Raw genomic sequence first — 25,496 nt, 5'->3', positions numbered from 1 at the left:
AGGCCCACGATAGTCACCGACAAAAATATTTGTCAAGAAGAACTTCGGGTGGGGATGTACTGATGCGGACTCCTTTGTGCTCTTACCCGGTGGAGTCGTCCTGAGCGCTGGGGACGCTGGGGCGGCTCCCACGTCGCGTGCCGCGAACAGGAGGGGACGGCACGTGCCGCGGACGGGGGGCGGGCGGTCTGCCAGCCGCACGCCCCGGCCCGCGGCACGTGCCGTGGGCGCTCGCACCGGCCGCCGACGCCGCGGACCTCGAACCTGCCCGCCGCCCGCATGCGGACGAACTACGCCGCGACCGTGACCGGCCCGCCCTCGGAGAGCGGCGACCTCCGGCCCAGCCGCCGGACCGGCCCGATCACCAGCAGCGCCGTCACCACGCCGACCGTCACCACGGCCGACACCAGCATGAAGTCACGCGGCTCGACCAGCGCGGTGACCGGGCCGGCCAGCGCCTGCCCGACCGCCATGCCCGCGACCGACCCCGCCACCTGGTAGGCGTTGACCCGGTTCATCACGTCCGGGGCGACCTGCGTCTGCACGGTGGTCGACCACATCACCGACCAGAACGCCATCGCGCACCCCCCGATCAGGTGCCCGGCCATCAGCAGCGGCAGCGGCAGTCCGAGCGCGACCGACAGCGGCACGGGGACGTACCCGATCAGCGCCACCGCTCCCGCCGCCAGCGGCCTGCGCGGCCTCAGCCTGATCGCCACCAGCCCGCCGAGCACGGTCCCGAGGCCGAGCGCCGCCATCACCCACCCGTAGTCGGCCCCGATGACCTGGGACGACAGCGGCACGTACGGCCCCACCACCAGGACGCCCCAGAACACCCAGACCAGGATGACCGACCACATCCAGTTCCTGGCCTTGAACTCCTCCCAGCCCCGGCGCAGGTCGCTCAGCACGTCGGACGGCTCCGGCTTCGGCACGGCGACCCGGACCAGCAGCAGGCACACCGCGCTGACCAGGAACGTCGCGGCGTCCACGGTGTAGACGAAGACCGGCCCGGTGACCACGATGAGGATCCCGGCCAGCGCGGGCCCGGCGAGCTGGGTGACCGCTTCGGCGATCTTCAGCGTCGCGTTGGCCCGCTGCGGATCCTCGGCGACCAGCGGGACCATGCCGTTGACGCACGGCTCGAACACCCCGGCGGCCATGCCCGACAGGCACGCCATCGCCAGCAGCAGGACGAACGGCGGAGCGCCGTCGAGGAAGGCGACGGCCACGACGCCCTGGGTGACGATCCTGACCACGTCCGCGCCGATCATCAGGCGCCGGGGCCCGATCCGGTCGGCGACCACCCCGCCGAACAACATGACCAGCACGGCCGACGCGGTCCACAGCGCGAGCACGAAGCCGACGCCGGCGATCCCGTAGACTTTGCCGATCGCCAGCGCCGAGGCCACGGGCATCATCGCGTCGCCGAGCAGCGAGATCGTGCGGGCTCCGAAGTACAGGGCGAAACTCCTCGTCCACATGAGGCCCAATTCTGGATTTTTCCAGTTCAAAGCACTGGTGTCCCAAATGACATCATTGGGTACATTTGCGCCATGGTCCTGGACTGCCCGGAGACGCCCCCGGCCCCGCCGAGCCCGCATCGCGTGGTCGCCCTGGTCGCGCCGCACCAGGAGCTCTATCCCGTCACCTCCGCCTCGGCGGTCTTCGGCTACCAGGGCTCCGACATCCCCCAGCACTACAGCTTCCGTCTGTGCGCCGAGCATCCCGGCTCGCTGCCCACCACGCTCGGCGTCCCCATACAGGTGGACAGCGGCCTCGAAGCCATCGACGACGCCGACACCGTGATCGTCGCGGGCTGGACCCTCGTCCCTTCGCCGGCCGTGCTCGACGCGGTGTCCCGAGCCCATGCCCGGGGCGCCCGGATCGTCGCCGTCTGCGCCGGGATCTTCATCCCCGCCGCCCTGGGCCTCCTGGACGGCCGCCGCGCGTCAGTCCACTGGGAGCTGTCCGGCGAGCTGGCCGCCCGCCACCCCCTCGTCATCCCCGACGACACCGTCATCTACGTCGACCACGGCGACGTCGCCACCGCCGGGGCCTCGGCCGCCACCCTCGACCTCTGCCTGCACCAGGTCCTCCAGGACCACGGCGCGGCCCACGCCATGCGCATCGGCCGCCAGCTCGCCGCCGGTCCGCACCGCGAGGGCTGCCAGCGCCAGTACCCGCCGCTGCCCACGGCGGGGCCCATGCCGGACTCCCTGGCCCCGCTGCTCGAATGGCTCCTCGGCCGGCTGCCCGACCAGGTCAGCGTGGAGGACATGGCCGCCTACTCGGGGGTCTCGACCCGTACGCTGACCCGCCAGTTCGCCGACCAGCTCGGCGTGCCGCCCGCCCGCTGGCTGCTGGAACGCCGGCTGGCCGCCACCCGGGCCCTGCTGGAGGAGACCGACCTGCCGGTCGAGACCATCGCCACCCGCGTCGGCCTCTCCTCGGCCGTCAACCTCCGGCGCCGCTTCCACACCGCCCTGCGCACCACCCCGGCCGCCTACCGCCGCTCCTTCCGCTGACGGGTCCGCTCGCCGCCGCCGTCGCTAGGCCGCGTGCCAGGGACGGGTGGGCTCGGTCTGCCTGGCGGCGTCCGCGACCCGCAGCGCGTACGTCGGGCGCTCGGCGCCGGGCACCGGCCCGAGGTAGGCGTGGCCGGTCAGGTGGCACCAGGCGGGCAGGTCGTAGGGCGCGGCGGGGTCGGTGGCGATCAGGTGGATCACGGCGCCGGGACCGGCGCGCAGCACGTGCCCGCGCAGCTCGATGAGCAGTTGGACGCACATCTTGTCGCCGCCGTCGATCAGGAGATCAGGTTCGGGCATGCGTCCAGGAAACCATGCGGCGACGTCGAGTAGGTTGAGGCCTGTCCTGGCCCCGTGAGGTACAGGGCGGGCGTCGCACGGTAACGGCCCGGACACAACGGGCGGATTATCCCAGTAAAAGGGGCCATAATCCTGTTCAAGTGTTGGGGAAGGCGGTGATGAGATGACCGGGTTCACCGAGATCGCCGAAGAGGTCGGGCCTGCCGACGGCCCCGGAACCGAGCGCGGGCGTGGCTCCGCAGGTCGGGGCGCCAGGCTCGCGCGGATCGCGGCGGTCGTCATGGGGGTGGCGTCCCCGGTCCTCACGGTCGCCGCGCTGCTCGTCTTCGCCCACCTGCCGGAGGCGTGGATCCCGCTGCGGACCGCCACGCCCCAGACGGCCGCCGCCCTGACCTTCCCGGCGGTCGGCGCGTTCCTGATCTTCCACCGGCCCCGGCTGAACATGGCCTGGCTGATGGTCGCGGGCGGGCTCGCCGCCGCCGTCAGCGACCTGTCCAGCGCGCTGATGTTCCGGCTGGCCGCCGACGGCGACCTGGTCACGGCCGGGTTCCTGCGCTTCCCCGCGCAGGTGGGCTGGGCGGTGTGCGGGCTGACGCTCACCATGCTGCTGCCGCTCTACTCGCCCGACGGACGGCTGCCCTCGCCGCGCTGGCGCTGGGTGCTGCTGCTGGGCGCGTTCTCGCTCGGGCTCGACCTGACCCGCGCGGTGTTCCGGCCCGACCCGCCGGCCGGGAGCTATCCGTACCCGGCCGTCATCCCCAATCCGGTCCAGATCCGCGCGCTCGGGCCGTACCTGGAGGCCGTCTCCACGGTCGCCTGGACCGGCATCTATGTCGCGATGGCGCTGACGGCGCTCTCTCTGGCGCTCCGGCTGCGCCGGGCCGACCCGGTGGGCAGGCGGCAGATCGGGTGGCCGCTGTTCGCGTTCGCGGGCTATGTCGTGTTCCTGATCGCGGCCGCGTTCGAGCCGGCGTTCCTGTGGACGAGCGTCGGGTGGGCGGCGCTCATCCCGGTCGCCGTCGCGTTCTCGGTGACCCGCTACCGGCTCTACGGCATCGACACGGTGATCAGCCGGGCCTTCGTCGCGGCCGGGCTGGTGGCCGTGGTGAGCGCGGTCTACTTCGGCGCGGGCGCGCTGTCCAGCCTCGTGGTCTCCGGTTACGACGAGATCGCCGGCGTCGCCGCCGCCCTGTTCGCGGGCGCGTTCTTCCAGCCGCTGCGGCGGGTGCTGCAACGCGCCGTCGACCGCCTGCTGTACGGCAGCGTCGGCGACCCCGCCGTGCTGGCCGAACGCCTGACCCAGGCCGTCCGGCGCGGCGACCCGGCCAAGGCGCTGACGTCCGTGGTGAGCGTGCTGCGCGACGGGCTGGCGGTCGAGGGCGTGGCCGTGGAGGTCGCCGACGGCGAGCCGCGGTACGTCGAGAGCGGCCGGGTCGGCTCCGAGCCCCGCCAGGTGCCGCTGGTGTGGCACGGCGAACGCGTCGGCCGCCTGTTCGTCGGGCCGCCCGGCCCGCGCCGATTCCCGGCGGCGCACAACGAGCGCGTGCTCGCCACGCTCACCCCGTACGCCGCCGACGTGGCGCACGCCGTGCGCATGGCCGCCGACCTCCAGCGGTCCAGGGAACGCATCCTGACCGCCAGGGAGGAGGAGCGCCGCCGCCTGCGCCGCGACCTGCACGACGGGCTCGGCCAGACCCTCTCGGCCATGGCCATGACCATCAACATGGCCAGGATGAGCCTGAAGAAGTCCCCCGACGCCGCCGACGAGCTGCTGCGCGAGCTGCACACCGGCATGGGCGCGGTCACCGACGACATCCGCGAGCTGGTGTACGGCCTGCGCCCGCCCGCGCTCGACGACCTCGGCCTGGCCAGGGCGGTCCGCGAGCTGGCCGGGCAGTCGTCCCCGGACACCGAGATCGAGGTGGAGGTCGAGGGGAGCATGGCCGACCTGCCCGCCGCCGTCGAGGTGGCCGTCTACCGGATCGTCCAGGAGGCGCTGACCAACATCCGGCGGCACGCCAGGGCCTCCCGCGCCCGCATCGTGCTCCAGCGGGACTCGGTGCTCCGCGTGATGGTCTCCGACGACGGCCGGGGGCTGCCCGCGTCGTACAGCGCGGGGGTGGGGCTCGGCTCGATGCGGGAACGGGCGGCCGAGCTCGGCGGCATCTGCGTCGTCAACAGCGGGCCGGACGCCGGGACGCGGGTCGAGGTCATGCTGCCCTTGGGCACGGCCGCGAAGGAACCGGTGCGCCTGCCGCGGGCGGGCCGCTGATCACCCGCCTCCGGCCCGGGGCCGGGTAAAATTAACTGATCGTAGTTTTAATCTTACCCATCGTGCGGAACATGGTGAAGTATCACCTCATTCTTCACGGAGGACGTGCATTGCCCCAGCACACACCCCGCCTGGTGATGTACTACCGGACCCACTGCGACTGCGGCCTCTACGTCTCCCCGCTGCCCCTGATCGAACGGCGTACCGGCCTCACCCACCTGGTCGTCGCCACCGTGCGGACCGGCGAGGACGGCGTCGTCCGGCTCAACGGCGCCTCGCCCGACTCCCCGGACCTGGCCCAGATGTGGGACGACGTGCAGGTCGCCCAGGTGTACGGCGTACGCGCCCTGGCCATGATCGACGATCTCGCCCGGCTCGACGACGCCTTCGAGACCTGCTACCCGCCCCTGCGCCGCCTTCTCGCCCGCCGCCGCCTCGACGGCGCGGACCTCCATCTGACCGAGCCCGTGTCACCGTCCGGCCTCGCACGCCTCCTCGACCGGCTGCGCGCCGACTTCGGCCCCGCCTTCCTCCTCGCGCTCACCCCGTCCACCGGCGTCGACCACGACCAGGTCTTCCGCGACCGGGGCGCTGACCTCGCCTGGCTCAACCTGCCGATGTACGGCGGCCCGAGGAGCCTGGCCGACCCGTGCGACTACGACGCCGTGCTCGCCGAGGGGCAGGTGCCGGCGGCCAAGCTGGTGGCCGGCGCGGTCACCAGCCCCGACAACGCGGGCTGCGGCTACGTCGAGGTCGACCGCCTGGCCGCCACCGTCGCCGAGCTGCTGTACCGGCATCCGGGGATGGGCGGGGTGAGCGGCTGGGAGTACTACAACGCCCTGCCCGGCGGCACGGACGCCCCATGGCAGTGGGCCGAACGCATCGGCGCCGCACTCAAACTCTGACCCCGCACCTGTCTGCCCGTCCCATCCGGCGTGTCAGCGCCGCCGTCGTTTCTGTGCGCCCGCCTGCTTGCGCGGCTTGCGGGGCTTCCTGGGCAGACGCCCGCGCTCACCCGGCGGCCGTACGTGCACCCCGCGCCAGCGCTGCAACGTCAGGCGCGCGGCCGAGGCGACCCGGGGCGCCGGATGGTGCTCGATGAGGAAGCGCAGCATCGGGGTGGTGTAGGGATGGTCGCTGCACGTCATCATGCCGAGCATGCTCAGCACGTCCTCGACGTCGAGGTTGCCGGAGAGCTGGAGCACCGACTCGGCCGGCCCGCCGATCTCCATGGCGGCCACGGTCATGTCGGCGTACACCCAGGCCACGTCCACAGGGGCGGGCGGGAGGCCGTGGTCCTCCTTCTCGCGTGCCCGGATGAGCGCCCCCAGCCGGGGCACCTCGCGCAGCGCGGCGGCGATCTCCAGGCCCGGCCCGCCGAGGTCCTCCAGCAGCACGGTCAGGCCGACGGCCCGGCTCAGCGGGCTGACGTCGAGCAGGACGCCGGCGATCTCCTCGGCGGCCCGCGCCGGATCCCGGCCGCCCAGCCAGACGCGCACCTCCTCGGCGCGCTCCTCGTCGTCGTACGTGCGCAGCGCCCGCAGCAGCGTGGGGGCGTCGACGCCGGCCGTGCCGCCGTGGACCGGGATGTCCTGGCCGATGAGGGTCTTGAACAGGTCGAGCGCGCTCCACGTGCCGAGCGGGGTCAGCGACACCGACGAGCCCTCGCGCCGGATCAGCCGCAGCCAGGCCAGCTCGTCGGCCGCCTCGTCGGTCAGTTCGGGGATCTCCGTCAGCAGCAGGGCGTCGCGGTGGCTGAGCAGCATCAGCAGGGTGCTCGTGCCGGCGTCGAGCGCCGCCGCGTCGGCCTCGGGGGAGAACAGCGAGTAGAGGATGTCGCCCCACGTGTCCAGCACGTCGTCGGCGGGCCCCGAGGTCAGGGTCTCGACCGCCGGGCCGGCCGTGGCGGCCCCGTCGCGCACGTCGATGAGCCTGCTGTCCTCCGCCACGCTCCACAACCGCCCGGACTCCGGCCGCGCCGCCCCGGGATCACCGGCGGCGGAGGCGAGTCGGAGCAGGTCGTGGACGATCGGCGTAGCCCGCACCACGGCCGCGAGGTCGTCGGCCGGGAGGAGGCGCACCGGTGGCTGGAGGGTCACTGGCGGCAGCAGGTCCGCCTGATGGAGGAAAGAGTCCACGGTGCGTAAGGCTACTGTTTCATTGCGTGACGTTGCCTGCTCTTTGCCTGCATCGGGTGGCCGGAAAACGCGTGGGATTCTGTCGGTGGCCGGTGATACAAACGGGTCCGACGTCCACCCGCCCTCGGCCAAGGGGTTTCACCGTGACCACCGGCAGTTCGGAGTTCTCCGTCGAAGGCGGCCCCCGCTACAACCGGCGGGGGCCGGTCCGCTGGCTCTGGTCCCACCTGCGCCACCACCCGCTCCCCCTGACCGGCTTCCTCGGCGGTTCGCTGGTGATGGTGGTGCTCAACGCGCTGGTTCCGCAGCTCACCGGCGCGGCCTTCGACGCGGTGCTGGGCGGCCGGGGCGAGCCCGCCGCCGCGCTGGGCCTGGTCGCCCTGTCGCTGCTGGCGGTGGTGTCGGCCCGCGGCCTGCTCGACCTCGTCGCCAGGCTGAGCAGCGAGACCCTGGCCAAGCGGCTTGAGCGCGACGCCCGCGACGAGCTCTACGTCGGCCTGCTCGGCAAGAGCCAGACCTTCCACAACCGGCAGCGGGTGGGCGACCTGATGGCGCGGGCGGCCAACGACATCCGCCAGCTCTCCATCATGATCAGCCCGGGGGTCGACCTGATCGTCGACTCCGGGCTCACCGGCCTGGTGCCCCTGTTCTTCATCGCCGCGATCGACCCCAGGCTGCTGCTGGTGCCCGTGGTGTTCGCGGTCACGTTCGCGTTCGCGCTGCGCCACTACATGGGGCAGCTCAACCCGGTCGCCACCCGCATGCGCGACGAGTTCGGCGACCTCAACGCCGGGCTGAGCCAGGCGGTGCGCGGCATCGAGGTGATCAAGGTCACCGCGCAGGAGGAGCAGGAGCGGCTGCGCTTCCGCGCCCACGCCCGGCGCTACCGCGACTCCTTCGTGCGCAACGGCCTCGTCCAGGCCCGTTACCTGCCCACGTTGCTGTTCGCGGCCGCCATGGCCGGGGCGCTGTGGCACGGGCTCCAGCTCCAGGCCGCCGGCGCGATCACGATCGGCGACCTGGTGGCCTTCATGGGGCTGATGGGCATGCTCGGCTTCCCGACCCAGATCTCGATCTTCACGTTCTCGCTGGTGCAGATCGGCATCGTGTCCTCCCGCCGCATCCTCGACATCGTCAACGCCGAGACCGAGCTGGCGCAGCCGTCCGCCGGCCACGCCGCGTCCGTCGAGGGTGAGATCGTCTTCGACGACGTCACGTTCGGCTACGGCTCGGGCGAGCCCGTCCTGCGGGGGGTGTCGTTCACCGTGCGGCCGGGCGAGACGGTGGCGATCGTCGGCGAGACCGGGGCGGGCAAGAGCACGCTGACGAAGCTGGTGCCCCGCATCTACGACGTCACCTCGGGCCGCATCCTGGTCGACGGCGTCGACGTCCGCGAGTGGGACCTCGACTCGCTGCGCTCCCAGATCTCCACCATCGAGCAGGACATCGTGCTGTTCTCGCGGTCCGTGGCCGAGAACATCGCCTTCGGCCTCGGCCAGCGGGCCGACCGCGCGGCCGTGGTCAGGGCGGCGGAGGACGCGCAGGCCGCCGAGTTCGTGGCCGAGCTCGACGACGGCTACGACACCGTCATCGGCGAGCGCGGCCTCACGCTGTCCGGCGGCCAGCGCCAGCGGCTGGCCATCGCGCGGGCGCTGCTGACCGACCCGGCGATCCTCGTCCTCGACGACTCCACCAGCGCCATCGACTCCGCCACGGAAGACCGGATCCAGCAGGCCATCGGCCGCATCCAGGAAGGGCGCACGACCCTGCTGATCACCCACCGGCTCTCCCAGATCCGCTGGGCCGACAAGATCCTGCTGCTGCGGCGCGGCGAGGTGGCCGGCTTCGGCACCCACGACGAGCTGATCGCCGGCAGCCCCCTCTACCGCCGCATCTTCTCCCACTACGACGAGGTCCCGGTCGGTGAGGGCGCGCTCGACGAGCAGGAAAGGGTCCACTGATGGGCTTCATCATGGACGGCCTCGACGCCGAAGACTACGACCGCAGCTACGACGACCGCGACCTGATGCGCCGGATCCTCGCCTACTTCCGCCCCAAGCTGGGCGCGATGCTCCTGGTGGCGACCATGATCGTGCTGGTCTCGGCGGCGCAGGCGGTCCTGCCGCTGCTGGCCAGCCAAGGCGTCGACGCCATCCAGGACGGCACGATCGGCCACGTCGGCCCGTTCCTCGTCGTCGGCATCCTGCTCGCCGGAGCGCTGAGCTGGGCCTTCAACTTCGTCCGCCAGTGGTACAGCGCGCGGGTGACCGGCGACGTCGTGCTCCGCCTGCGCGAGGACGCCTTCGACGCCGTGCTCCAGCGCGACCTGTCGTTCTACGACGAGACCCCCTCGGGCCGCATCGTCAGCCGCGTCACCTCCGACACCGACGACTTCGCCACGGTCTCCACCCTGACGATGGACCTGATCAGCCAGGTGCTGATGGTGGGCTTCGTCACCGTCCTGCTGTTCCTGCGCAGTGTCGAGCTGGCGTTGCTGACCCTGCTGGTGGCGCCGATCGTGATGGGCCTCGCGCTGGTGTTCCGGCGGCTGGCCAGGTCCAGCACGCGCCGCGCCCAGCGCTCGCTGGGCCGGGTCAACGCCAACCTCCAGGAGACCATGGGCGGCATCGCCGTCGCCAAGAACTTCCGCCAGGAGCGGCAGGTCTACGACGAGTTCCGGCCCATCAACGAGCAGAGCTACCGGGTGACGCTGCGGCAGGGCTTCGTCTTCTCGGCCATCTTCCCCCTGCTGTTCCTCGTGGCCGGGCTCGCGACGGTCGCGCTGGTCCAGCTCGGCGGCACGTCGGTGCTGGGCCACGGCCTGTCGGCGGGCGACTGGTACCTGTTCCTGCAGGGCGTCTCGCTCTTCTGGATGCCGCTGACCTCGATCGCCGCCTTCTGGTCGCAGTTCCAGCAGGGCCTGTCGGCCTCCGAGCGGGTCTTCGCCCTGATCGACGCCCCGCCCCGGGTCGTGCAGACGGGCTCGGCCGACCCCGGCAGGCTGGCCGGGCGCATCGAGTTCGACGACGTCACCTTCGGCTACGACGCGGCCCACCCCGTCCTGCGGAACTTCGACCTGGTCATCGAGGCGGGCGAGACCGTCGCGCTGGTCGGCCACACCGGCGCCGGGAAGTCCACGCTGAGCAAGCTGATCACGAGGTTCTACGAGTTCCAGGAAGGCCGCCTGCAGATCGACGGCCACGACATCCGCTCACTCGACCTCGGCGCCTACCGGCGGCAGATCGGCGCGGTGCCGCAGGCGCCGTTCCTGTTCAGCGGCACGGTCGCCGACAACATCCGCTACCCGCGGCCCACGGCGGGCGACGACGAGGTGCTGGCCGCGGCGGCCGCGGTCGGCGGCGGCGACTGGATCGAGGCCCTGCCCGACGGCCTGCTCACCGACGTGGGCGAGCACGGCCGGGCCCTGTCCATGGGCCAGCGGCAGCTCGTCGCGCTGGCCCGCCTGCTCATCCAGGACCCGGCGATCGTCGTCCTCGACGAGGCCACCGCCAGCGTCGACCCGCTGACCGAGGCCCAGATCCAGGAGGGGCTCGACGTGGTGCTGGCCGGCCGCACCTCGATCGTCATCGCCCATCGGCTGTCCACGATCGAGCACGTCGACCGGATCATCGTGCTCGACCACGGGCAGATCGTGGAGGAAGGCGGCCACGCCGAACTGCTGGCCCGTGGCGGCCGCTACTGCCAGGTCTACAACACCTACTTCCGCCACCAGTCGCCCAACTACCGCCCCGACAGCGGGTTCGTCGCCGTCGGCGACACCTGACGGCCTCACATGATGAGCCGCTGGTGCCTGCTGCTGCGCCACTCCACCATGAGCACGGTCGCGTCGTCCTGGAGCCGCCCGTGCTGGTGCTCCAGAATGGCCTGCACCAGCCGGCGCAGCGTCTCGGGGGCCGACAGGCCGTCGGCCTCCTGCCGGAGGATGAAGTCGATGAAGCGCTCCAGCCCGAACAGCTCGCCGTCCGGGCTCTGCGCCTCGATGATCCCGTCGGTGTAGAACAGCAGCCGGTCGCCGGGCTGGATCTGGTACTGAAGCTCCCCGGTGCACGGCTGCAGCGAGAAGCCCATCGGCGGGTCGGGCTCGCCGGACAGCGTGGCGACCTGCTGGCCCTCGCGGACCACGAGCGGCGGATGATGCCCCCGGTTCACCCAGGTCAGCCAGCCGGTGCGCAGGTTGAGCTCGGCCAGGATGCCGGTGGTGAAGCGGCCGGTGAACTGCTCGGCGATGGCGGCGTCGATCGCCTGGGCCGTGCCGACGAGATCGGCGCCCTGCCGCCGGCTGTTCCGGCTCGCCCCGACGGCGATGGTGGCCGTCAGCCCGGCGGAGGTGTCGTGGCCCATCGAGTCGAAGATCGACACGTGCAGCGTGTCGCCGGCGATGGCGTAGTCGAAGGCGTCGCCGCCCACCTCGTACGCGGGTTCCAGCACGGCGCTGACGACCACCTCGTCGTTGGCGAACGTCCCGGGCGGCAGCAGGGGCAGCAGCACCTCGGCCGACAGGGTCATCGGCTGGGCGCGGACCAGCCGCGAGTAGGAGTCGCTGTGCGGGCGCTTGCTGATCACCAGCAGCGCGACCAGCGACGCGAGCTGCTTGGCCCGCCACTCGGCCACCTCATCGTCCTCCTGCACCGTCACCCCGAGCACGCCCATGCGTTCGGTGCCGTCGAGGAGCGGCAGCCACAGCCTGGTCGCACCGCCGGGCACCCGGACGACCTCGGCGTTGCGGAAGGCGACACCGGCGAGCGTGCCGTCGATCCGCAGGACCGCCGGCGGCTCGCCGGACACGTCCTGCGGATGCGGGATCGGGATGAGCTGCTGTTGTTGCAGGTCGGTGACGTAGACCACGGTGTCGGAGAAGCCCGCCATCGCGGCGTGCCGGGCGACCATGTGCGGCAGGTCCTCCATCGCGGTCAGATGGTTGGCGGACAGCATGCCGCCCAGCATCAGCTCTCCGCCACTGCGCCGCATCGGCCCCCCTCCCTGAGGTCCGTCCGGGAACCTACCCAATTTCAAGTGGCCCGTTTCTGCCCCGACGGCCGTCGCTGACACATCCGCACGGTCCGGGCCGGAGGTCCCTCAGCCGTCCGCCTGTTCTTCCGCGCGCGCCCGCCGCCACGCCACGTCCTGGTACGCCTTCGTCACCGCCACGATCATGGCGGCCGGCGCGGTGACCGTCAGCGCCAGCCAGGCCACGCCCACGCCCACGACGACGGAGAGCGCCAGCAGCGCGCCGACCATGAAGACCCGTCACAGAAGAACGGGCGCCCGCCACCTCCAGTGGTCACAGCCGCGAATGCCGCGCCGCCTACAGCAGGCGCGAACGGTTCGAGGCCGCCCTCTTGCGCACCTCGGTGAAGAACACCTCCGTGTGGCGGTGGTGGCGTCGCGTACGGCTGGGCTCCCGGCCGGGCGCGGTGTCCGCGTGCTGGGAGAAGGTCAGCCAGCAGCTGCGGATGCCGTAGAGGAGGTTCTCCAGCAGGTCGAGGGCCGGGCGGCCGGGGTTGAGCGGGGTGATGGGCAGATAGACCGTGCTGGGGCCGAGGCCGAGCTCGGGATGGTCGGTGCGGGCCTGGGCGATCAGCTCCTCGGCCACGCCGATGCGGTGCTTGGCCTCGGTGACGCCGTAGAGGTGGCCCTCGGCGACGTGCAGGGCGTTGCGGATCATGGGCATGACCGCGTGCCGGGGCGAGCCGCCGCCGCTCATCGCGGAGATGACCTCGGTGAGGCTCTCCTGGGCGGGGGCCTTGATGTTGTCGACCTCGGAGATCGTCTGCATCGGGTGCAGGCCGGTGTGGCGGGCGCTGACGGTCGCGGCGGCGTAGAGCCAGTGGGCCGCCGCGATCGCGGCCGCCGTCGGGTCGATCTTCGTGAACAGCGCCTCCGTGCCGAACGGATGCTGGTGCAGCAGGCTGTCGGCCTGGGCCACCTGAAGGGGCGAGGCGTCCTCCCGGCTGAGCATGACGGCCTGCTGGGCGCGCGCGGTCAGGTCGCCGAGCTCGGCGTTCTCGATGGCGGCCAGCTCCGCGGTGACGTCGGTGGCGACACGGCCGGACAGCCGGGCGAGGTTGATCGTGGCCAGCGTACGGCCGACGCGATGGGCGACCTCCTCCACCCGCGTGGAGTAGAGCGTCAGCGCGCCGTTGGCCGGCCGGACGGGCGCCAGCAGGGCCGGGATGACCGAGGCGAACGCGTCGCGCTCGGCCTGGCGCTGCCAGCCGACGCTGTTCGGGCCGTGCTGGTCGGCGGCGCTGGACGGATGGGTGTAGCAGCGCCAGCAGGCGTGGGACAGCTCCGTGAGGCTGGTGGCCAGGCGGAGGGTGTCCGGGCTCGATGGCACTTCTTCCGCCACGGTGGTGGCGATGTCGCCGATCCCCGTACCCCATGTGGCGATGAGCGCGTGGCGGGTGTGGTCGACGGCGAACCGGGTCACGGAGGCTCCTTAAAACGGGGGGTGTGGGGGAGCGTGATGACATGCTCAGGATGCTTGATCCAGGGTGGGCGTGTAGGGAAATTCGCATTGTTGTCGGTCCCTGATCTGGGGATTTGCCGTGAAATGCGCCAGAAGATTTTTCCGGAGGATGGGCTGGTGGGAGGCCGCTGAGCGGAGGAGTCGCGTTTTATAGGGATATGTCGGCTCCTGGTAGGCATACGGGAGAGGCCGGCGGGCGCACCCGTGAGGGCGGGACGGTGCGCCCGTGCGGGCAGGGCGGTGTGCCCATGCGGGCTGGTGGCGGTGCGCCCATGCGGGCTGGTGGCGGTGCGCCCATGCGGGCTGGTGGCGGTGCGCCCGTGCGGGCGGGGCGGTGTGTTCGTGAGGGCGGTGCGCCGTCTCTAGCCGCGTTCCTCCGGGCTGGACCTGTTTCGGTCTGTCACTTTCGGTGGCCAATATCCGCTGGCAGAAAAGAAACTTGGGCGCCGGTGTAATGGAACTCCACCCGGCGAAATCGTGATCATCCCCACGTGGCCGAGCAGTGTGTCACCGTTTTCTCATCCCTGGGGCTCCCGCCCGCCCGTCCGGTGTGGGCCCCTTCCAAGCTGCGCAAAGGCAGGAATGTGTGGACCTAGAAACACAGATCCTCAGGTTGCTGTTGCGCCTGCGGAAGCTCAAGGCAGGCAGGCCCACCGGCGACCTCACGGCGACCACGACCGGCATCACGCGGATGCAGGCCGACATCGCCGACATCCGGACGGAGATGCGACAGGACTTCGCCGCCCTCGGCGACGAGCTGGCAGCCCTCCGACGCCACATGAACGACCATTTCACCGCCGACCGGTCGCGCTGCTGCAAGGGCCCGGTTCCCGGCTGCCCGCAGGGCGCGTCGGCGTTCGACGCAGGCCCGATCGGATCCTGACCGGCTCCGCTCCAGGCTCAGCCTGAGGCCGTCGCGGCGCCAGGCTGAGCCCCTCCGGGACCCCGCACCCGTTGCTTGCCGGCCGTCGTGTCGGGTATACACGGGTTGCCACCATGTGCTTACAGCAAGTGGGACCCGGCCGCCCTCCTCCACCGGGCCGGTTCCCTACCTACTACCGGTGAAGGTAGGAGTAAGTGGATGTAGAGGCGGAGATCCTGGACATCAAGCTTCGCGTCCAGGCGCTGGAGGCGACGCTGTGCGCCGAGGCCGACTGTTCGGAGGCGGTGCTCGCCTTCGCCGAGATGAGGGCCGACCTCGCCGAGACCCGGAGCGAGGTGGGCCAGGACGTGACGGCCCTGACCGACGAGCTGCTCGGCCTCCACGGGCAGACCGACGAACACTTCCAGGCGGTCCGGTCGAAGATCCGCCGCCGGCTCGACCTCCTGCGCTGCGAGACCCTCGACCTGGCCATCAGGCTCGACCGCCTGCTGGAGAGGGGCGACTCCTAGCGTGCGCGGGCCCGTCCCTGGGTGAGCAGGGTCCGCATGGTCGCCGGCGGGCGCGCGGCGAGGTCGGCGGCGAAGTGCTCGAAGATGTTGAGTATCGTCCCCTCGGGCAGGCTCTGGAGCTCGCGTTCCCGGCGCACGAACGGCCCGAGCGCGTGCCACATCTCGACGTACCGGCGGTGCAGCAGGGAGCTCACGAACTGCTTGTCGATGATGTCGAGGTGGGCCAGGATCGCGTAGAGCTGGAAGAAGTAGCCGATGTCGTAGATCTTGCGCTGCACGTCGTCGTCCAGGCCCGAGATGCCCTTGTCGCTGGGGAGTTTGGGCAGCTCGTCGCGGATGAAGGCGTAGCTGCGGTGGAACTCCAGCGACCGGAACTCCTTGAGCAGGTCGATCAGCGGTTCGACGTGGTTGCCGTGCCGCTGCGCCCTGAACTGGTTGCGCGCGATGCGCGAGGAGGCCACCACCGCCGAGATGGAGACGATCACGGCCCCGACATTGATCAGCACTGAGACGTCCATCAGGCCTCCTCGGTCAGCTCGGCCACGAAAGCGTGGATCACGTCGTTGACCACGTCCGGACACTGGAGCTGCGGCCAGTGCCCCAGGCAGCGCGGTCGCAGGTCCACCACGGAGATCAGCGGGTTCAGCGAGCGCAGGACCGCGAGGTCGGTGTCCCGGCGGCTGCGTACGTAGAGCATCGGCACCGGGCAGCGTCTGCACAGGTCCGTGGGGTCGTACCGCAGGATGTCGTGCCACAGGGGCCGTACGACCTGCTCGGGGGTGCGTTCCAGCGCCCGGAAGACCTCCGCGCGCCCGTCGTGGCCGCCGTCGGGCCCCCAGGCGTCGCTCATGGTGGCCAGGTAGTGGCCGCGCCAGTCGCCCGCCTCGGACTCGCGCGCCCGGGCCGCGTTCGCCCGCCTGCCGGCGGCGGTGACCGCGAAGTTGCTGTCCAGCACCACGACGCCGGAGACGAGCTCGGGCCGGGTCGCGGCGATCATCGCCGCGATCAGGCCCCCGGCGCTGTGACCGGCCAGGACGACCCCGCTCAGCCCCCGCGCGCGCAGCTCACCCGCGACGGCCTCCGCCATGGCCCCGACCGAGTACGCGCCGCCCGCCAGCCCGGGCGACCCGCCGTGCCCAGGAAGATCGAGCCCCAGCAACCCCAGCTCCGGCCTGAGCCCCTGCCACTGCCGGACGAACTGCCCCCGCTCGCACCCCAGCCCGTGCAACAACACGATCGTGGGCCCGCCGGGCAGCTCGGACGGCGGCCGCTCGGACGCGGCGAGACGAAGAGGTGGATTCCCGGTGATGTTCGGCATCGCAGTGACCTCGCAGAAGACGTCACTTCAGGGTTACCCGGCCAACGCCCCGTCCTCCCCGGAGGTTCCCGGCCTGGCGACGTCGAGGAAGGCGGGGCGGGTCCAGGTGGACAGGAGGCGGAGGGCGGTCTGGGTGGGGGAGCCTTCCTCGGCGGTGTGGGCGATCAACGCCTGGTCGGGGTCGTCGGGAAGGCGGAGGGTCTCGAAGCCGAGGTCGAGCCTGCCGACCACCGGGTGCTGGTAGACGTAACGTCCGTGGGTCTTGTCCTTGAGCCGGTGTTCGGCCCAGAGCTCGCGGAACTCCGGGCAGGCCGCGGACAGCTCCTCCACCAGGGCCGCCGTCCGCGGGTCCCCGGGGTGGCGGCCCGCGTCGAGGCGCAGGTAGGCGACCACGTCGGCGGCCTTGGCGGGCCAGTCGGCGTACAGGTCGCGCATGCCCTCGTCCAGGAACACCAGGCGGGCCAGGTTGCGCTGCCGGGGCGGCAGCGCGCCGAAGTCGGTGATCAGCGCCGCCGCGAGGTGGTTCCAGGCCAGCACGTCGGTGTCGCGGCCGACGACGTAGGCGGGCACGTCGGCCGACGAGTCCAGCAGGCGCTGGAGGCCGGGCCGGACGCGTTGCAGCGGGGGCGTGGCGTGATCGGTCTCGTTCCAGGGGCGGGCCAGGCGGTGAAGGTGCTCGCGCTCGACGTCGTCCAGGCGCAGGGCGCGGGCGACGGCGTCCAGGACCGCCTCGGAGAAGTGCAGGGTACGGCCCTGCTCCAGCCGGACGTAATGGTCCACGCTCACCCCGGCGAGCTGGGCCAGCTCCTCCCTGCGCAGGCCGGGAACGCGCCTGCGGCTGCCGTACTCGGGGAGGCCGAGCTCCTCGGGACGCAGCCGGGCGCGACGCGATCGAAGGAATTCGCCCAGTTCTGCACGTCTGTCCAGTGCCATGAGAGCAGTATGGCCGCCCGGCGCGTTCGTGAGCCTGGTCATGCCGTGCCCAGGCACCGGCGGGCACTGGGTGGGCCGGGGGCGGCGCAGCAAAGTGGGGTGCACCGGACGTCCGTACGGGACGACCCGGTCACCTCGATCTCACAGGGAGCACCACGACATGAGCACCACCCACCTGCCGACCCGGCCTTTGGGCACCACCGGCATGGACGTCACCCGCCTGGGCTTCGGCTCCTGGGCGGTGTCGGGGCCGGGCTGGAAGTTCAGCTGGGGCACGACCGACGACGCCGAGTCGATCGCCGCGATCCGGCACGCCGTCGCCCGCGGCGTCAACTGGATCGACACCGCCGCCGTGTACGGGCTCGGCCACTCCGAGGAACTGGTCGGCAAGGCCATCGCCGACCTGCCCGACGCCGACCGCCCGTACGTCTTCACCAAGGCCGGCCTGGTCTGGGACCCCGAGAACCCGCAGGCGGCCCCGCGCCGGATCATGAAGCCCGCCGGCGTCCGCCGCGAGCTTGAGGACTCGCTGCGCCGCCTGAACGTCGACCGCATCGACCTGTACCAGGTGCACTACCCCGACACCGGCGAGTCGCTGGAGTACGCCGGCGGCGGCTTCGGCGCGGTCTCGCCCAACGCCACGCCGCTGGAGGAGTACTGGCAGGTCATGGCCGATCTGAAGGCCGAGGGCAAGGTACGCGCGATCGGCCTGTCCAACCACTCGCCCGAGCAGTTGGCGGCCGCGGAGCGGATCGCGCACGTGGACGTCGTCCAGCCGCCGTTCTCGGCGATCAACCGGTCGGCGGCGGCCGAGATCGCGTGGGCGCACGCCCACGACACGGGTGTGATCGCGTACTCGCCGCTGCAGTCGGGACTGCTCACCGGGACCTTCTCCGCCGAGCGCGTCGCGAACCTGCCCGCCGACGACTGGCGTGCCGCCCACGAGGACTTCACCACCGGTCTGCCGGCCAACCTGCGGCTGGCGGAGGCGCTGCGCCCGATCGCCGCGCGGCACGGCGCCGGTGTCGCCGAGGTGGCCATCGCCTGGGTCCTGGCCTGGCCCGGCGTCACCGGGGCCATCGTCGGCGCCCGCAAGCCGGAGCAGGTGGACGGCTGGATCGGCGCCGGCGCGGTGGACCTGACGCCGTCGGACCTGGAGGAGATCGCCGCCGCGATCATCGTCTCCGGCGCCGGCGCCGGCCCGGCCCGTCCCCAGGCGTGAGGAGGGCACGGGAGATGTCGCTCGTCGTCGTGGCCCAGTGCCTGGCCGCGCCCGGACAGGAGGACCGGCTGCGGACCGCCCTCGAAGCGATGATCGAACCGTCCCTGGACGAGCCCGGCTGCCTGGCCTACCGCGCCTACGCCGACCCCAACCATCCGGCGAGCATGGTGGTGATCGAGGAGTGGGCCAGTGCGCGGGCGCGGCTGGAACACCTCGCCACCCCGCATCACCGCCATGCGGCACAGGTGCTGGCCCTCGTCCTGGCCGAGCCGATGACCCTCCGCACGCTCGTGACCGCCTCCGGCGCGGGCGGGGAGGTCAGCAGCGCTGACCGTTGACGTAGTCGATCAGGTCGGAGATGTGGATGCGGGAGCCGCTGGTGCACGTGCAGGAGGCGTCCGTGGCGGCGGCCGGCGCGACGGGCCCGACCGGGACCGACCGGTCCTGCGGTGTCCGCAAGCGGTCGATGCCGGGCACCCGTCATCGGACGGCGGTGAGGTCGACGACCACGAAGTCGCCGCCGCGGCGGAAGACCGCGAGGCCGCTGCCCGCCGGCGCCCTGAAGCGGACCTGCGGGTCGATGTCCCGCAGCTCGGCGGTGACGCCTGATCGCAGGTCGTGGACCAGTGCGCGGTCGGGCAGCTGGGCGGTGAGAAATCGGTCCTGCTGTAATGGTTGCGGCCCGACCCCTGACACGTCCACGTCGCGTCGTCCTCGCCCGTCCCGGTCCTGGACGTGGGCGATGGACGTCCGGTCCGGACGGGTCACGCAGATCGTGACGCCGCAGGCCATGACGTCGTTCCGGGTGTGCTTCTCGCCGGTCTCGACGTTCGTGACGGACCGGAAGGGGGTCTCGGTGTCGCCGAACGTCCCGGGTGAGCCGATCCAGGGCCAGCTCAGGATGTGCTGCCCGCGCGTGCCTTCGACGCGCCGCGGCCGGCCGCCTTCGAGGCCCACGGTGAAGACGCCGTCGTCGCCGGTCGACCAGGCGAGGCGGTCCGGGGTGACGGCGATGCCCGTGACGATGCCCGTGGCGATGCCCATGGCGATGCCCGTGACGCGCCCGGCGGGGGAGGCCGGGGGCAGCGGAGCCGAGGTGAGCCGGCGCGGTTCGCCGCCGTCCGCCGGGACGGTCCACAGGTCGGCGGTTCTCCTGTCGCCGTCCCCGCGCGCCGTCCACCAGGCGATCCGGCCCTGGCCGGCGGTGAAGCCGTCGGGGAAGAGGGTGGTGCCGGAGGGGCGGGGGAGGGCGGCGAGCCTGGTCGCCTTGGCGGTGTTCACGTCGTAGGCGTAGAGGCCGCCGGGCTTTCCCGATCCCGCCGCGGCGGTCAGGAGGAGCCTGGTGGCGTCCAGCATCAGGCGTGGCCGGACCTTTCTGCCGTCGGGTAATTCGGCCGGTAACACGTGCACTGCTCCGGGCCACACCTTCTCCACGGGTTCCGGAGCCGAGATGACGGATGCCCCCGGCTTTCCGCCGCTTTTCGGCCCGGACAGAACATGAATTGTGGCAGCCGAAATGGCCGCCACCGCCACGGTGGAGACGATCGCCGTGATGAGACCGCGGCGGGGCCGGGCAAATGTGTTGGTCATTTACGAGTCCTTCTTTATAGCGGTTTTCGGTGCGATTCATGAGTATGGGGGGCATGGAGTGCGTGCCGCAGGAGGGCGGTGCGGCCGAGGCTCGGGGAACCGGGAGAGCCGTGGCCGCTCGGCGGGTCGTCGTCGGGGGCGGGGTGCTGGTCGTGGCGGTGCTGGCGTACTGGCTGGGCGGCGGCGGTGGTGGCAGGGAGAACGCCGGAGGAAGGCCCGGCGTGACGCCGACGCCCAGCGCGACGCCCGCGGTGCCGGACGTCTTCCGGAAGGTCGGGCCGTCGGTGGTGGTCGTCCGGGCGGGGAAGTCGTTCGGCACGGGGGTGATCGCGGCCGAGGACGGGACGGTCCTGACGGCGCATCACGTGGTCAAGGGCACGAAGAACGTCGATCTCACGTTCGCCGACGGGACCAGGGCCAAGGCCGTCGTGGCCGCGGCGAACCCCAAGCGGGACGTCGCCGTGCTCAAGCCGGCGAAGCTGCCGGAGATCGTCGTGCCGGCGACGCTCGGCGGCGCCGTGGACGTCGGGGCGCCGGTCGTGGCGATCGGCAATCCGCTCGGCCTGACCTACAGCGTCTCCACCGGCGTGGTGTCGGGCCTCGACCGGACCACCGGCGGGACCGCCGAGGACGGCGGCCTGGACGGGCTGATCCAGTTCGACGCCTCCGTCAACCCGGGGAGCTCCGGCGGGCCGCTTCTGGACGCCCGCGGACTGGTCGTCGGGATCGTCGTCTCGATCGCCGACCCCGGGGGCGACGACGCGTTCGCGGGCATCGCGTTCGCGGTGCCGATCGGCGTGGCCCTGGGCGGTGACGAAGGCGACGGACCGCCGGGCGACGGACCACAGATCTGACCCACCTTGCGCGTAGCGTCGAGAGAAGGGACACCATGACCCCACCCCCGTCTCATCCGCTCGAACAGGTCCTGTTCGAGGTCAAGCGCACCATCGTCGGCCAGGACGTCCTGCTCGAACGCATGGCCGTGGCCCTGATCGCCGACGGTCACCTGCTGGTGGAAGGCGTACCGGGCCTGGCCAAGACCTTGGCGGTCCGGTCCCTGGCGGCGGCGATCACCGGCGGTTTCCAGCGCGTCCAGTTCACCCCCGACCTGGTCCCCGCCGACCTCGTGGGCACGCGGGTCTACCACCAGCACTCCGGCGAGTTCAGGACGGAGCTCGGCCCGGTGTTCACCAACCTCCTGCTCGCCGACGAGATCAACCGCGCCCCCGCCAAGGTGCAGAGCGCCCTGCTGGAGGTGATGCAGGAGCACCAGGTGACGATCGGCCGGGAGACGTTCCAGGTGCCGGAGCCGTTCCTGGTCATGGCCACGGAGAACCCGATCGAGTCGGAGGGCACCTACCCGCTCCCGGAGGCGCAGGTCGACCGGTTCATGATGAAGGTGGTCGTCGGCTACCCCGCCCAGAACGAGGAACAGGCGATCGTCGAACGCGCGCTGCGCCCACCGGACCCGCCGCAGCCGACGGTCACGACCGCCGAGCTGATGGAGATGCGGGCCCGCGCCCGGCAGGTGTACGTCGATCCGTCGATCGTCGACTACGCCGTACGCCTGGTCGCCGTGACCCGTTCGCCGGGCACGGCCGGGCTGGGCGAGCTGGAACGGTACGTCACGTACGGGGCCAGCCCGCGCGCGTCCATCGCGCTCGTGACGGGGGCCCGCGCGCTGGCCTTCCTGCGCGGCCGCGACTACGTCCTGCCGGACGACCTGTCCGAACTGGCCCTCGACGTGCTGCGTCACCGTCTGGTGCTGTCGTACGAGGCCCTGGCCGACGACGTGGACGCCGACACGATCATCACCCGGGTGCTCGGGGCCGTCCGCGCGCCCGACGTCGTCCTGCGGAACCGCTGAGCCGTCATGGCCACCGCCCCCGAGAAACTGCTGCTCCGCCTGGAGTGGAAGGTCGTCCGCAGGCTGGACGGCCGCCTCCAGGGCGCCCACCGCACCGCCCACCGCGGCTCCGGCGTCGACTTCACCGGCCTGCGTCCCTACACCGGCGGCGACGACGCCCGGCACATCGACTGGAACGTCACCGCCCGCCTGGACGAACCCCACCTGCGCGTGTTCACCGAGGACCGCGAGCTGACCGTGTGGCTGGTGCTCGACCGTTCGGCCTCGATGGCGGCCGGACGGCCGGGACGCGGCAAGCACGACGTGCTGGCCGAGCTGGCGCTCGTCCTCGCCCGGCTGTTCGGGCGGGGCGGCAACCGCGTCGGCGCGCTGCTGTTCGACAACGGGATGTCGCGCGTCGTGCCGCCGGGCGCCTCCCGGCGGCACACGCTGCGGATCGGCGCCGAGCTGGACCGCACCGCCGGCGCGCGCGCCGGCGCCACCACCGACCTGGCCCGGATGCTCGACGCGGCCGGACGGCTGGCGCGCCGCCGCTCGCTCGTCGTCGTCCTGTCGGACTTCATCGGCGACGGCGACTGGGAACATTCGCTCCGGCGCCTGGCCCGGCGGCACGAGGTCGTCGCCCTGCGGATCGTGGACACGGCCGACGACGTGCTGCCCGAGGCCGGGCTGATCGTGGTCGAGGACGCCGAGACCGGCGAGCAACTCGTCGTCGACTCCGCCGACCCGCTGCTGCGCATCCGCTTCCGCGAGGCCGTGGACGCCCGCGACGCCCGGCTCGCGGCGGGCATGCGCCGGGCCGGGGTGCCGGTCCACCGCGTCGGCACCGACCGTGACCTGGTCGAGGCGCTGGTCGAGGTCGTCGCCCGGACCGGGGACCGGTCGCCGTGACCGGGACCATCGGTGATCGCCTGACCCTGTCGTCCCCGCTGCTGCTGGCCGCCGGGTTGCTCGTGACGGCGGCGCTGGCCTGGGCGGCCGTCGTCTCGGCCCGCCGCCGCAGGTCGGCGCTCGCCGCGGCCGGGTTCGCCGGGGCGGGCGGGCGCGGGGCGTACCTCGGGACCGGCCTGACGGTCGCCGGCGTCGGCGTGCTCGCGCTGGCCACCGCGGGGCCGGCGGCGATGGTGCCGGTGCCGCGGACGGCGGGCACCGTCATCCTCGCCGTGGACGTCTCCAACAGCATGGGCGCCGACGACGTCGCGCCGACCAGGCTGGCGGCCGCGCAGCGGGCGGCCCGCGCGTTCGTGTCGGCGCAGCCCGACAGCGTGGACATCGGGGTCGTCGCGTTCGAACGGGGTGCGCTCACCACCGCGCGGCCCGCCGCCGACCACTCCGTCGCGCTCAAGGCCATCGACCGGCTGAAGGTCACCGGCGGCACCTCGCTCGGGGCGGCCATCACCGCCTCGCTGACGGCCATCACCGGCAGGCAGGTGGTCGTCGGCCACGACGGCGCGCCGCCCGACGTCGGCTACTGGCCGTCGGCGACGATCGTGATGTTCTCCGACGGCCAGAACCAGGGCGGCGACGTCGAACGGGCCGCCGCCGCGGCGCAGAAGGCGGGCGTGCGCATCCACACCGTCGGGATCGGCACCACGGCCGGGACGGCGGTGCGGGTCGACGGCTACCACCTGCAGACCGCGCTCGACGAGGACACCCTCACCACGATCGCGCGGACCACCGGCGGCGGCTACCATCCGGCCGCCGACGCCACGCGGCTCGACGGCGTCGCCGACACGATCGACCTGCGGCTCACCGTCTCCGACGAGCCGCTGCCCCTCGCCGGCGGGCTGATCGGGCTCGCCCTCGTGCTGCTCGCCGCGGGCGCGGCGCTCACCGTGCTGCGGTCCGGACGGGTGATCTGAATGTCGATGTCATGGCCCTGGGCGCTGCTGTCCGCGCTGGTCATCCCGTTGATCTTCGCGATCCGCTGGTGGGCGCTCCGCCGCCGGCGGCGGGCCGCCGTGCGCGTCACCTCGATCGCGCTCGTACGGGCCGCTCTTCCCGGGCGTACGCGCTGGACGCGGCGGATCCCGGTGGCGCTCTTCGTCGCCGGGCTCGCGCTGCTCGCGGTCGGGGCGGCGCGGCCGCAGGCGTCGGTGCCGGTGCCGACGCGGTCGACGACGATCCTGCTCGCGCTCGACACCTCCGGCTCCATGTGCTCCACGGACGTCGACCCCAACCGCATCACCGCCGCCAGGAAGGCCGCCGCCGGCTTCATCGAGTCGCAGCGCGGCGGACCGCGCATCGGCCTGGTCACCTTCGCCGGCACCGCGGGCCTGCTCGTCCCGCCCACCGACGACACCGACACCCTGATCGAGGCGCTGGACGGGCTCACCGTCGCCCGCGGCACCGCGATCGGGCAGGCCATGCTCACCTCGATCGACGCGATCGCCGAGGTGGACCCGTCGGTCGCGGCCACCTCGGCCACCCCTCCCGCCGCCGGCTCGGGGTACGCGGGCGCCGCCATCGTCGTGCTCACCGACGGCGCCAACACCCAGGGCGTCGAGCCGCAGCGGGCCGCCCAGGAGGCGGCGCTGCGCCGCGTACGGGTGTTCACCATCGGCTTCGGCACCACGAACCCGGCGCCGATGGTGTGCGACAACTCGCAGTTCGACGGTCGTGGCTTCCGCGGATGGGGAAGCGGGTTCGGCGGCGGTGGGGGCTTCGACCGGGGTCGCAACCCCCAGGTCATCGACGAGCCCGCACTCCGCGAGATCGCCCGGACGACCGGCGGCTCCTACCACCGCGCCGAGAACGCCGACCAGCTCGAAACCGCCCTCGACGCCCTTCCCGGCGCCTTCACCGTCGTCCGGGAACGGGTGGACGCGGCCGCCGTGTTCGCCGGGGCCGGCGCCCTGCTCGTCGTCGCGGCGCTGTCGCTCTCCCTCTGGTGGAACCGCCCGCGCCGCACCTGAGCGCCCGGCTAGTCGGACGCGGTCTCCGTCCGTTCGGTGAGGCGTTCGTGGCGCTGCCGCGCGGCCTGCGCGGTGCCCAGCCCGAGCCCGAAGGCGATCTCCTGCCAGGTCATCCCGCGCCCCCGGGCCATGCCCAGCAGCGCGGCCTCCAGCGCGTCCAGCTCCCCGCGGACCAGCGGGACGAGGCTCAACGCGGCGGTGATGTCGGCCTGGTCCACCTCCGGCTCGCCGTCGTCCAACTTCGCGGCCCCGCTGAGCAGGAACGACACCAGCCGGACGGCCTCGTGCGGACCGATGACCGACGGGTGCGCCTGCCGGCTCCGCTGCTCGTCGGTGGCGGCATGCCGCTCGGCGATCCGGAACAGGGAGGCGTGCACCCGCTGAAGGCGCGCCTGCTCGGCGTCCGGCGGGGAGAAGGGGTGGTCAGTGCTCGACATGGAGGTAACAATGCCGTCTGATGCAATCTGATGTCAACAGTTTGTTTTGAACGACTTGTTCAAAGTGAATCGGCCGGTTGAGGGTTTCAGACGG

Annotated in this window: 26 protein-coding genes; 14 read left to right on the top strand and 12 right to left on the bottom strand. The window is 72.3% G+C overall.

Features of this window, described 5'->3' with window-relative positions; translation table 11 throughout:
- Nucleotides 1-290: 290 nt before the first annotated feature.
- Nucleotides 291-1,484, bottom strand: coding sequence for an MFS transporter (locus ABZ815_RS11180; RefSeq protein WP_357696462.1), 1,194 nt, complete (start codon nucleotides 1,482-1,484; stop codon nucleotides 291-293).
- 72 nt (nucleotides 1,485-1,556) lie between these two features.
- Here ABZ815_RS11180 and ABZ815_RS11175 point away from each other — a divergent pair, with 72 nt between their 5' ends.
- Nucleotides 1,557-2,528, top strand: coding sequence for a helix-turn-helix domain-containing protein (locus ABZ815_RS11175; protein WP_357696460.1), 972 nt, complete (start codon nucleotides 1,557-1,559; stop codon nucleotides 2,526-2,528).
- Between the two features lie 24 nt (nucleotides 2,529-2,552).
- Here the strand turns inward: ABZ815_RS11175 and ABZ815_RS11170 are convergent, their stop codons facing one another.
- Nucleotides 2,553-2,828: a sulfurtransferase TusA family protein gene (locus ABZ815_RS11170; RefSeq protein WP_357696458.1), complete on the bottom strand. Its 276-nt coding sequence runs from the start codon at nucleotides 2,826-2,828 to the stop codon at nucleotides 2,553-2,555.
- 163 nt (nucleotides 2,829-2,991) lie between these two features.
- Between ABZ815_RS11170 and ABZ815_RS11165 the strand changes: the two genes are divergently transcribed.
- Both ABZ815_RS11165 and ABZ815_RS11160 read left to right on the top strand, forming a co-directional pair.
- Nucleotides 2,992-5,100, top strand: coding sequence for a histidine kinase (locus tag ABZ815_RS11165; RefSeq protein ID WP_357696456.1), 2,109 nt, complete (start codon nucleotides 2,992-2,994; stop codon nucleotides 5,098-5,100).
- Between the two features lie 110 nt (nucleotides 5,101-5,210).
- Nucleotides 5,211-6,005, top strand: a complete 795-nt coding sequence (locus tag ABZ815_RS11160; RefSeq protein ID WP_357696454.1) for a hypothetical protein — start codon at nucleotides 5,211-5,213, stop codon at nucleotides 6,003-6,005.
- A 33-nt stretch (nucleotides 6,006-6,038) separates the two neighbouring features.
- On the opposite strand, the gene ABZ815_RS11155 is transcribed toward ABZ815_RS11160, so the two are convergent.
- Entirely contained in the window at nucleotides 6,039-7,238 is a 1,200-nt protein-coding gene (locus tag ABZ815_RS11155; RefSeq protein ID WP_357696452.1) for a hypothetical protein, read from the bottom strand.
- A gap of 143 nt (nucleotides 7,239-7,381) precedes the next feature.
- Between ABZ815_RS11155 and ABZ815_RS11150 the strand changes: the two genes are divergently transcribed.
- Both ABZ815_RS11150 and ABZ815_RS11145 read left to right on the top strand, forming a co-directional pair.
- A complete protein-coding gene (locus ABZ815_RS11150) occupies nucleotides 7,382-9,199 on the top strand; it encodes an ABC transporter ATP-binding protein (protein WP_357696450.1) in 1,818 nt (605 codons plus the stop codon).
- Nucleotides 9,199-11,022 (top strand): ABC transporter ATP-binding protein, encoded by a 1,824-nt coding sequence (locus ABZ815_RS11145; protein ID WP_357696448.1) that lies wholly within the window; start codon nucleotides 9,199-9,201, stop codon nucleotides 11,020-11,022. Before ABZ815_RS11150 ends, ABZ815_RS11145 begins: the two co-directional genes overlap by 1 nt.
- Before the next feature lie 5 nt (nucleotides 11,023-11,027).
- Here ABZ815_RS11145 and ABZ815_RS11140 read toward each other — a convergent pair whose 3' ends face one another.
- From ABZ815_RS11140 to ABZ815_RS11130, 3 genes are all read right to left on the bottom strand, one after another.
- Nucleotides 11,028-12,227: a PP2C family protein-serine/threonine phosphatase gene (locus ABZ815_RS11140; protein ID WP_357696446.1), complete on the bottom strand. Its 1,200-nt coding sequence runs from the start codon at nucleotides 12,225-12,227 to the stop codon at nucleotides 11,028-11,030.
- A 108-nt stretch (nucleotides 12,228-12,335) separates the two neighbouring features.
- Nucleotides 12,336-12,497, bottom strand: a complete 162-nt coding sequence (locus ABZ815_RS11135; RefSeq protein WP_357696444.1) for a hypothetical protein — start codon at nucleotides 12,495-12,497, stop codon at nucleotides 12,336-12,338.
- 67 nt (nucleotides 12,498-12,564) lie between these two features.
- A complete protein-coding gene (locus tag ABZ815_RS11130) occupies nucleotides 12,565-13,689 on the bottom strand; it encodes a hypothetical protein (protein ID WP_357696442.1) in 1,125 nt (374 codons plus the stop codon).
- A 625-nt stretch (nucleotides 13,690-14,314) separates the two neighbouring features.
- Here ABZ815_RS11130 and ABZ815_RS11125 point away from each other — a divergent pair.
- Both ABZ815_RS11125 and ABZ815_RS11120 read left to right on the top strand, forming a co-directional pair.
- Nucleotides 14,315-14,611, top strand: coding sequence for a hypothetical protein (locus tag ABZ815_RS11125; RefSeq protein WP_357696440.1), 297 nt, complete (start codon nucleotides 14,315-14,317; stop codon nucleotides 14,609-14,611).
- Nucleotides 14,612-14,805: 194 nt separating this feature from the next.
- Nucleotides 14,806-15,120 carry a hypothetical protein gene (locus ABZ815_RS11120; protein ID WP_357696438.1) on the top strand — a complete coding sequence of 105 codons (315 nt, stop codon included), beginning with the start codon at nucleotides 14,806-14,808 and terminating at the stop codon, nucleotides 15,118-15,120.
- Here ABZ815_RS11120 and ABZ815_RS11115 read toward each other — a convergent pair.
- The 3 genes from ABZ815_RS11115 to ABZ815_RS11105 are packed head-to-tail and all read right to left on the bottom strand — an operon-like array spanning nucleotide 15,117 to nucleotide 17,371.
- Nucleotides 15,117-15,638, bottom strand: a complete 522-nt coding sequence (locus ABZ815_RS11115) for a hypothetical protein (RefSeq protein WP_357696437.1) — start codon at nucleotides 15,636-15,638, stop codon at nucleotides 15,117-15,119. The genes ABZ815_RS11120 and ABZ815_RS11115 overlap by 4 nt on opposite strands.
- Entirely contained in the window at nucleotides 15,638-16,438 is an 801-nt protein-coding gene (locus ABZ815_RS11110) for an alpha/beta hydrolase (RefSeq protein ID WP_357696435.1), read from the bottom strand. Before ABZ815_RS11110 ends, ABZ815_RS11115 begins: the two co-directional genes overlap by 1 nt.
- Before the next feature lie 33 nt (nucleotides 16,439-16,471).
- Nucleotides 16,472-17,371 carry a helix-turn-helix transcriptional regulator gene (locus tag ABZ815_RS11105; RefSeq protein WP_357696433.1) on the bottom strand — a complete coding sequence of 300 codons (900 nt, stop codon included), beginning with the start codon at nucleotides 17,369-17,371 and terminating at the stop codon, nucleotides 16,472-16,474.
- 160 nt (nucleotides 17,372-17,531) lie between these two features.
- On the opposite strand from ABZ815_RS11105, the gene ABZ815_RS11100 reads away from it, so the two are divergent.
- Nucleotides 17,532-18,593, top strand: a complete 1,062-nt coding sequence (locus tag ABZ815_RS11100) for an aldo/keto reductase (RefSeq protein WP_357696431.1) — start codon at nucleotides 17,532-17,534, stop codon at nucleotides 18,591-18,593.
- A gap of 14 nt (nucleotides 18,594-18,607) precedes the next feature.
- Nucleotides 18,608-18,931, top strand: a complete 324-nt coding sequence (locus tag ABZ815_RS11095) for a putative quinol monooxygenase (RefSeq protein WP_357696429.1) — start codon at nucleotides 18,608-18,610, stop codon at nucleotides 18,929-18,931.
- On the opposite strand, the gene ABZ815_RS11090 is transcribed toward ABZ815_RS11095, so the two are convergent.
- Nucleotides 18,912-19,052 carry a hypothetical protein gene (locus tag ABZ815_RS11090; protein ID WP_357696427.1) on the bottom strand — a complete coding sequence of 47 codons (141 nt, stop codon included), beginning with the start codon at nucleotides 19,050-19,052 and terminating at the stop codon, nucleotides 18,912-18,914. The genes ABZ815_RS11095 and ABZ815_RS11090 overlap by 20 nt on opposite strands.
- A gap of 21 nt (nucleotides 19,053-19,073) precedes the next feature.
- On the bottom strand, nucleotides 19,074-20,003 hold the full coding sequence (locus tag ABZ815_RS11085; protein WP_357696425.1) for a hypothetical protein: 930 nt from the start codon (nucleotides 20,001-20,003) through the stop codon (nucleotides 19,074-19,076).
- A gap of 290 nt (nucleotides 20,004-20,293) precedes the next feature.
- On the opposite strand from ABZ815_RS11085, the gene ABZ815_RS11080 reads away from it, so the two are divergent.
- Genes ABZ815_RS11080 through ABZ815_RS11060 form a run of 5 tightly spaced genes read left to right on the top strand, consistent with a single transcriptional unit; the run spans nucleotide 20,294 to nucleotide 24,965 of the window.
- Entirely contained in the window at nucleotides 20,294-21,037 is a 744-nt protein-coding gene (locus tag ABZ815_RS11080) for a trypsin-like peptidase domain-containing protein (protein ID WP_357696423.1), read from the top strand.
- 35 nt (nucleotides 21,038-21,072) lie between these two features.
- Nucleotides 21,073-22,050 carry a MoxR family ATPase gene (locus ABZ815_RS11075; protein WP_357696421.1) on the top strand — a complete coding sequence of 326 codons (978 nt, stop codon included), beginning with the start codon at nucleotides 21,073-21,075 and terminating at the stop codon, nucleotides 22,048-22,050.
- A gap of 6 nt (nucleotides 22,051-22,056) precedes the next feature.
- Nucleotides 22,057-22,941, top strand: coding sequence for a DUF58 domain-containing protein (locus ABZ815_RS11070; RefSeq protein WP_357696419.1), 885 nt, complete (start codon nucleotides 22,057-22,059; stop codon nucleotides 22,939-22,941).
- Nucleotides 22,938-23,912, top strand: a complete 975-nt coding sequence (locus tag ABZ815_RS11065) for a VWA domain-containing protein (RefSeq protein WP_357696417.1) — start codon at nucleotides 22,938-22,940, stop codon at nucleotides 23,910-23,912. The genes ABZ815_RS11070 and ABZ815_RS11065 overlap by 4 nt, the downstream gene beginning before the upstream one ends.
- A complete protein-coding gene (locus ABZ815_RS11060; RefSeq protein WP_357696415.1) occupies nucleotides 23,913-24,965 on the top strand; it encodes a VWA domain-containing protein in 1,053 nt (350 codons plus the stop codon). It begins immediately after the preceding gene.
- 8 nt (nucleotides 24,966-24,973) lie between these two features.
- Here the strand turns inward: ABZ815_RS11060 and ABZ815_RS11055 are convergent, their stop codons facing one another.
- A complete protein-coding gene (locus ABZ815_RS11055) occupies nucleotides 24,974-25,402 on the bottom strand; it encodes a DNA-binding protein (RefSeq protein ID WP_357696413.1) in 429 nt (142 codons plus the stop codon).
- Between the last annotated feature and the right edge of the window lie 94 nt (nucleotides 25,403-25,496).

This window comes from Nonomuraea sp. NPDC047529, assembly GCF_040642995.1.
Taxonomy (GTDB): Bacteria; Actinomycetota; Actinomycetes; order Streptosporangiales; family Streptosporangiaceae; genus Nonomuraea.
The sequence above is the reverse complement of the archived record's forward strand: the minus strand, read 5'-3'. Positions and strand labels throughout refer to the sequence as shown.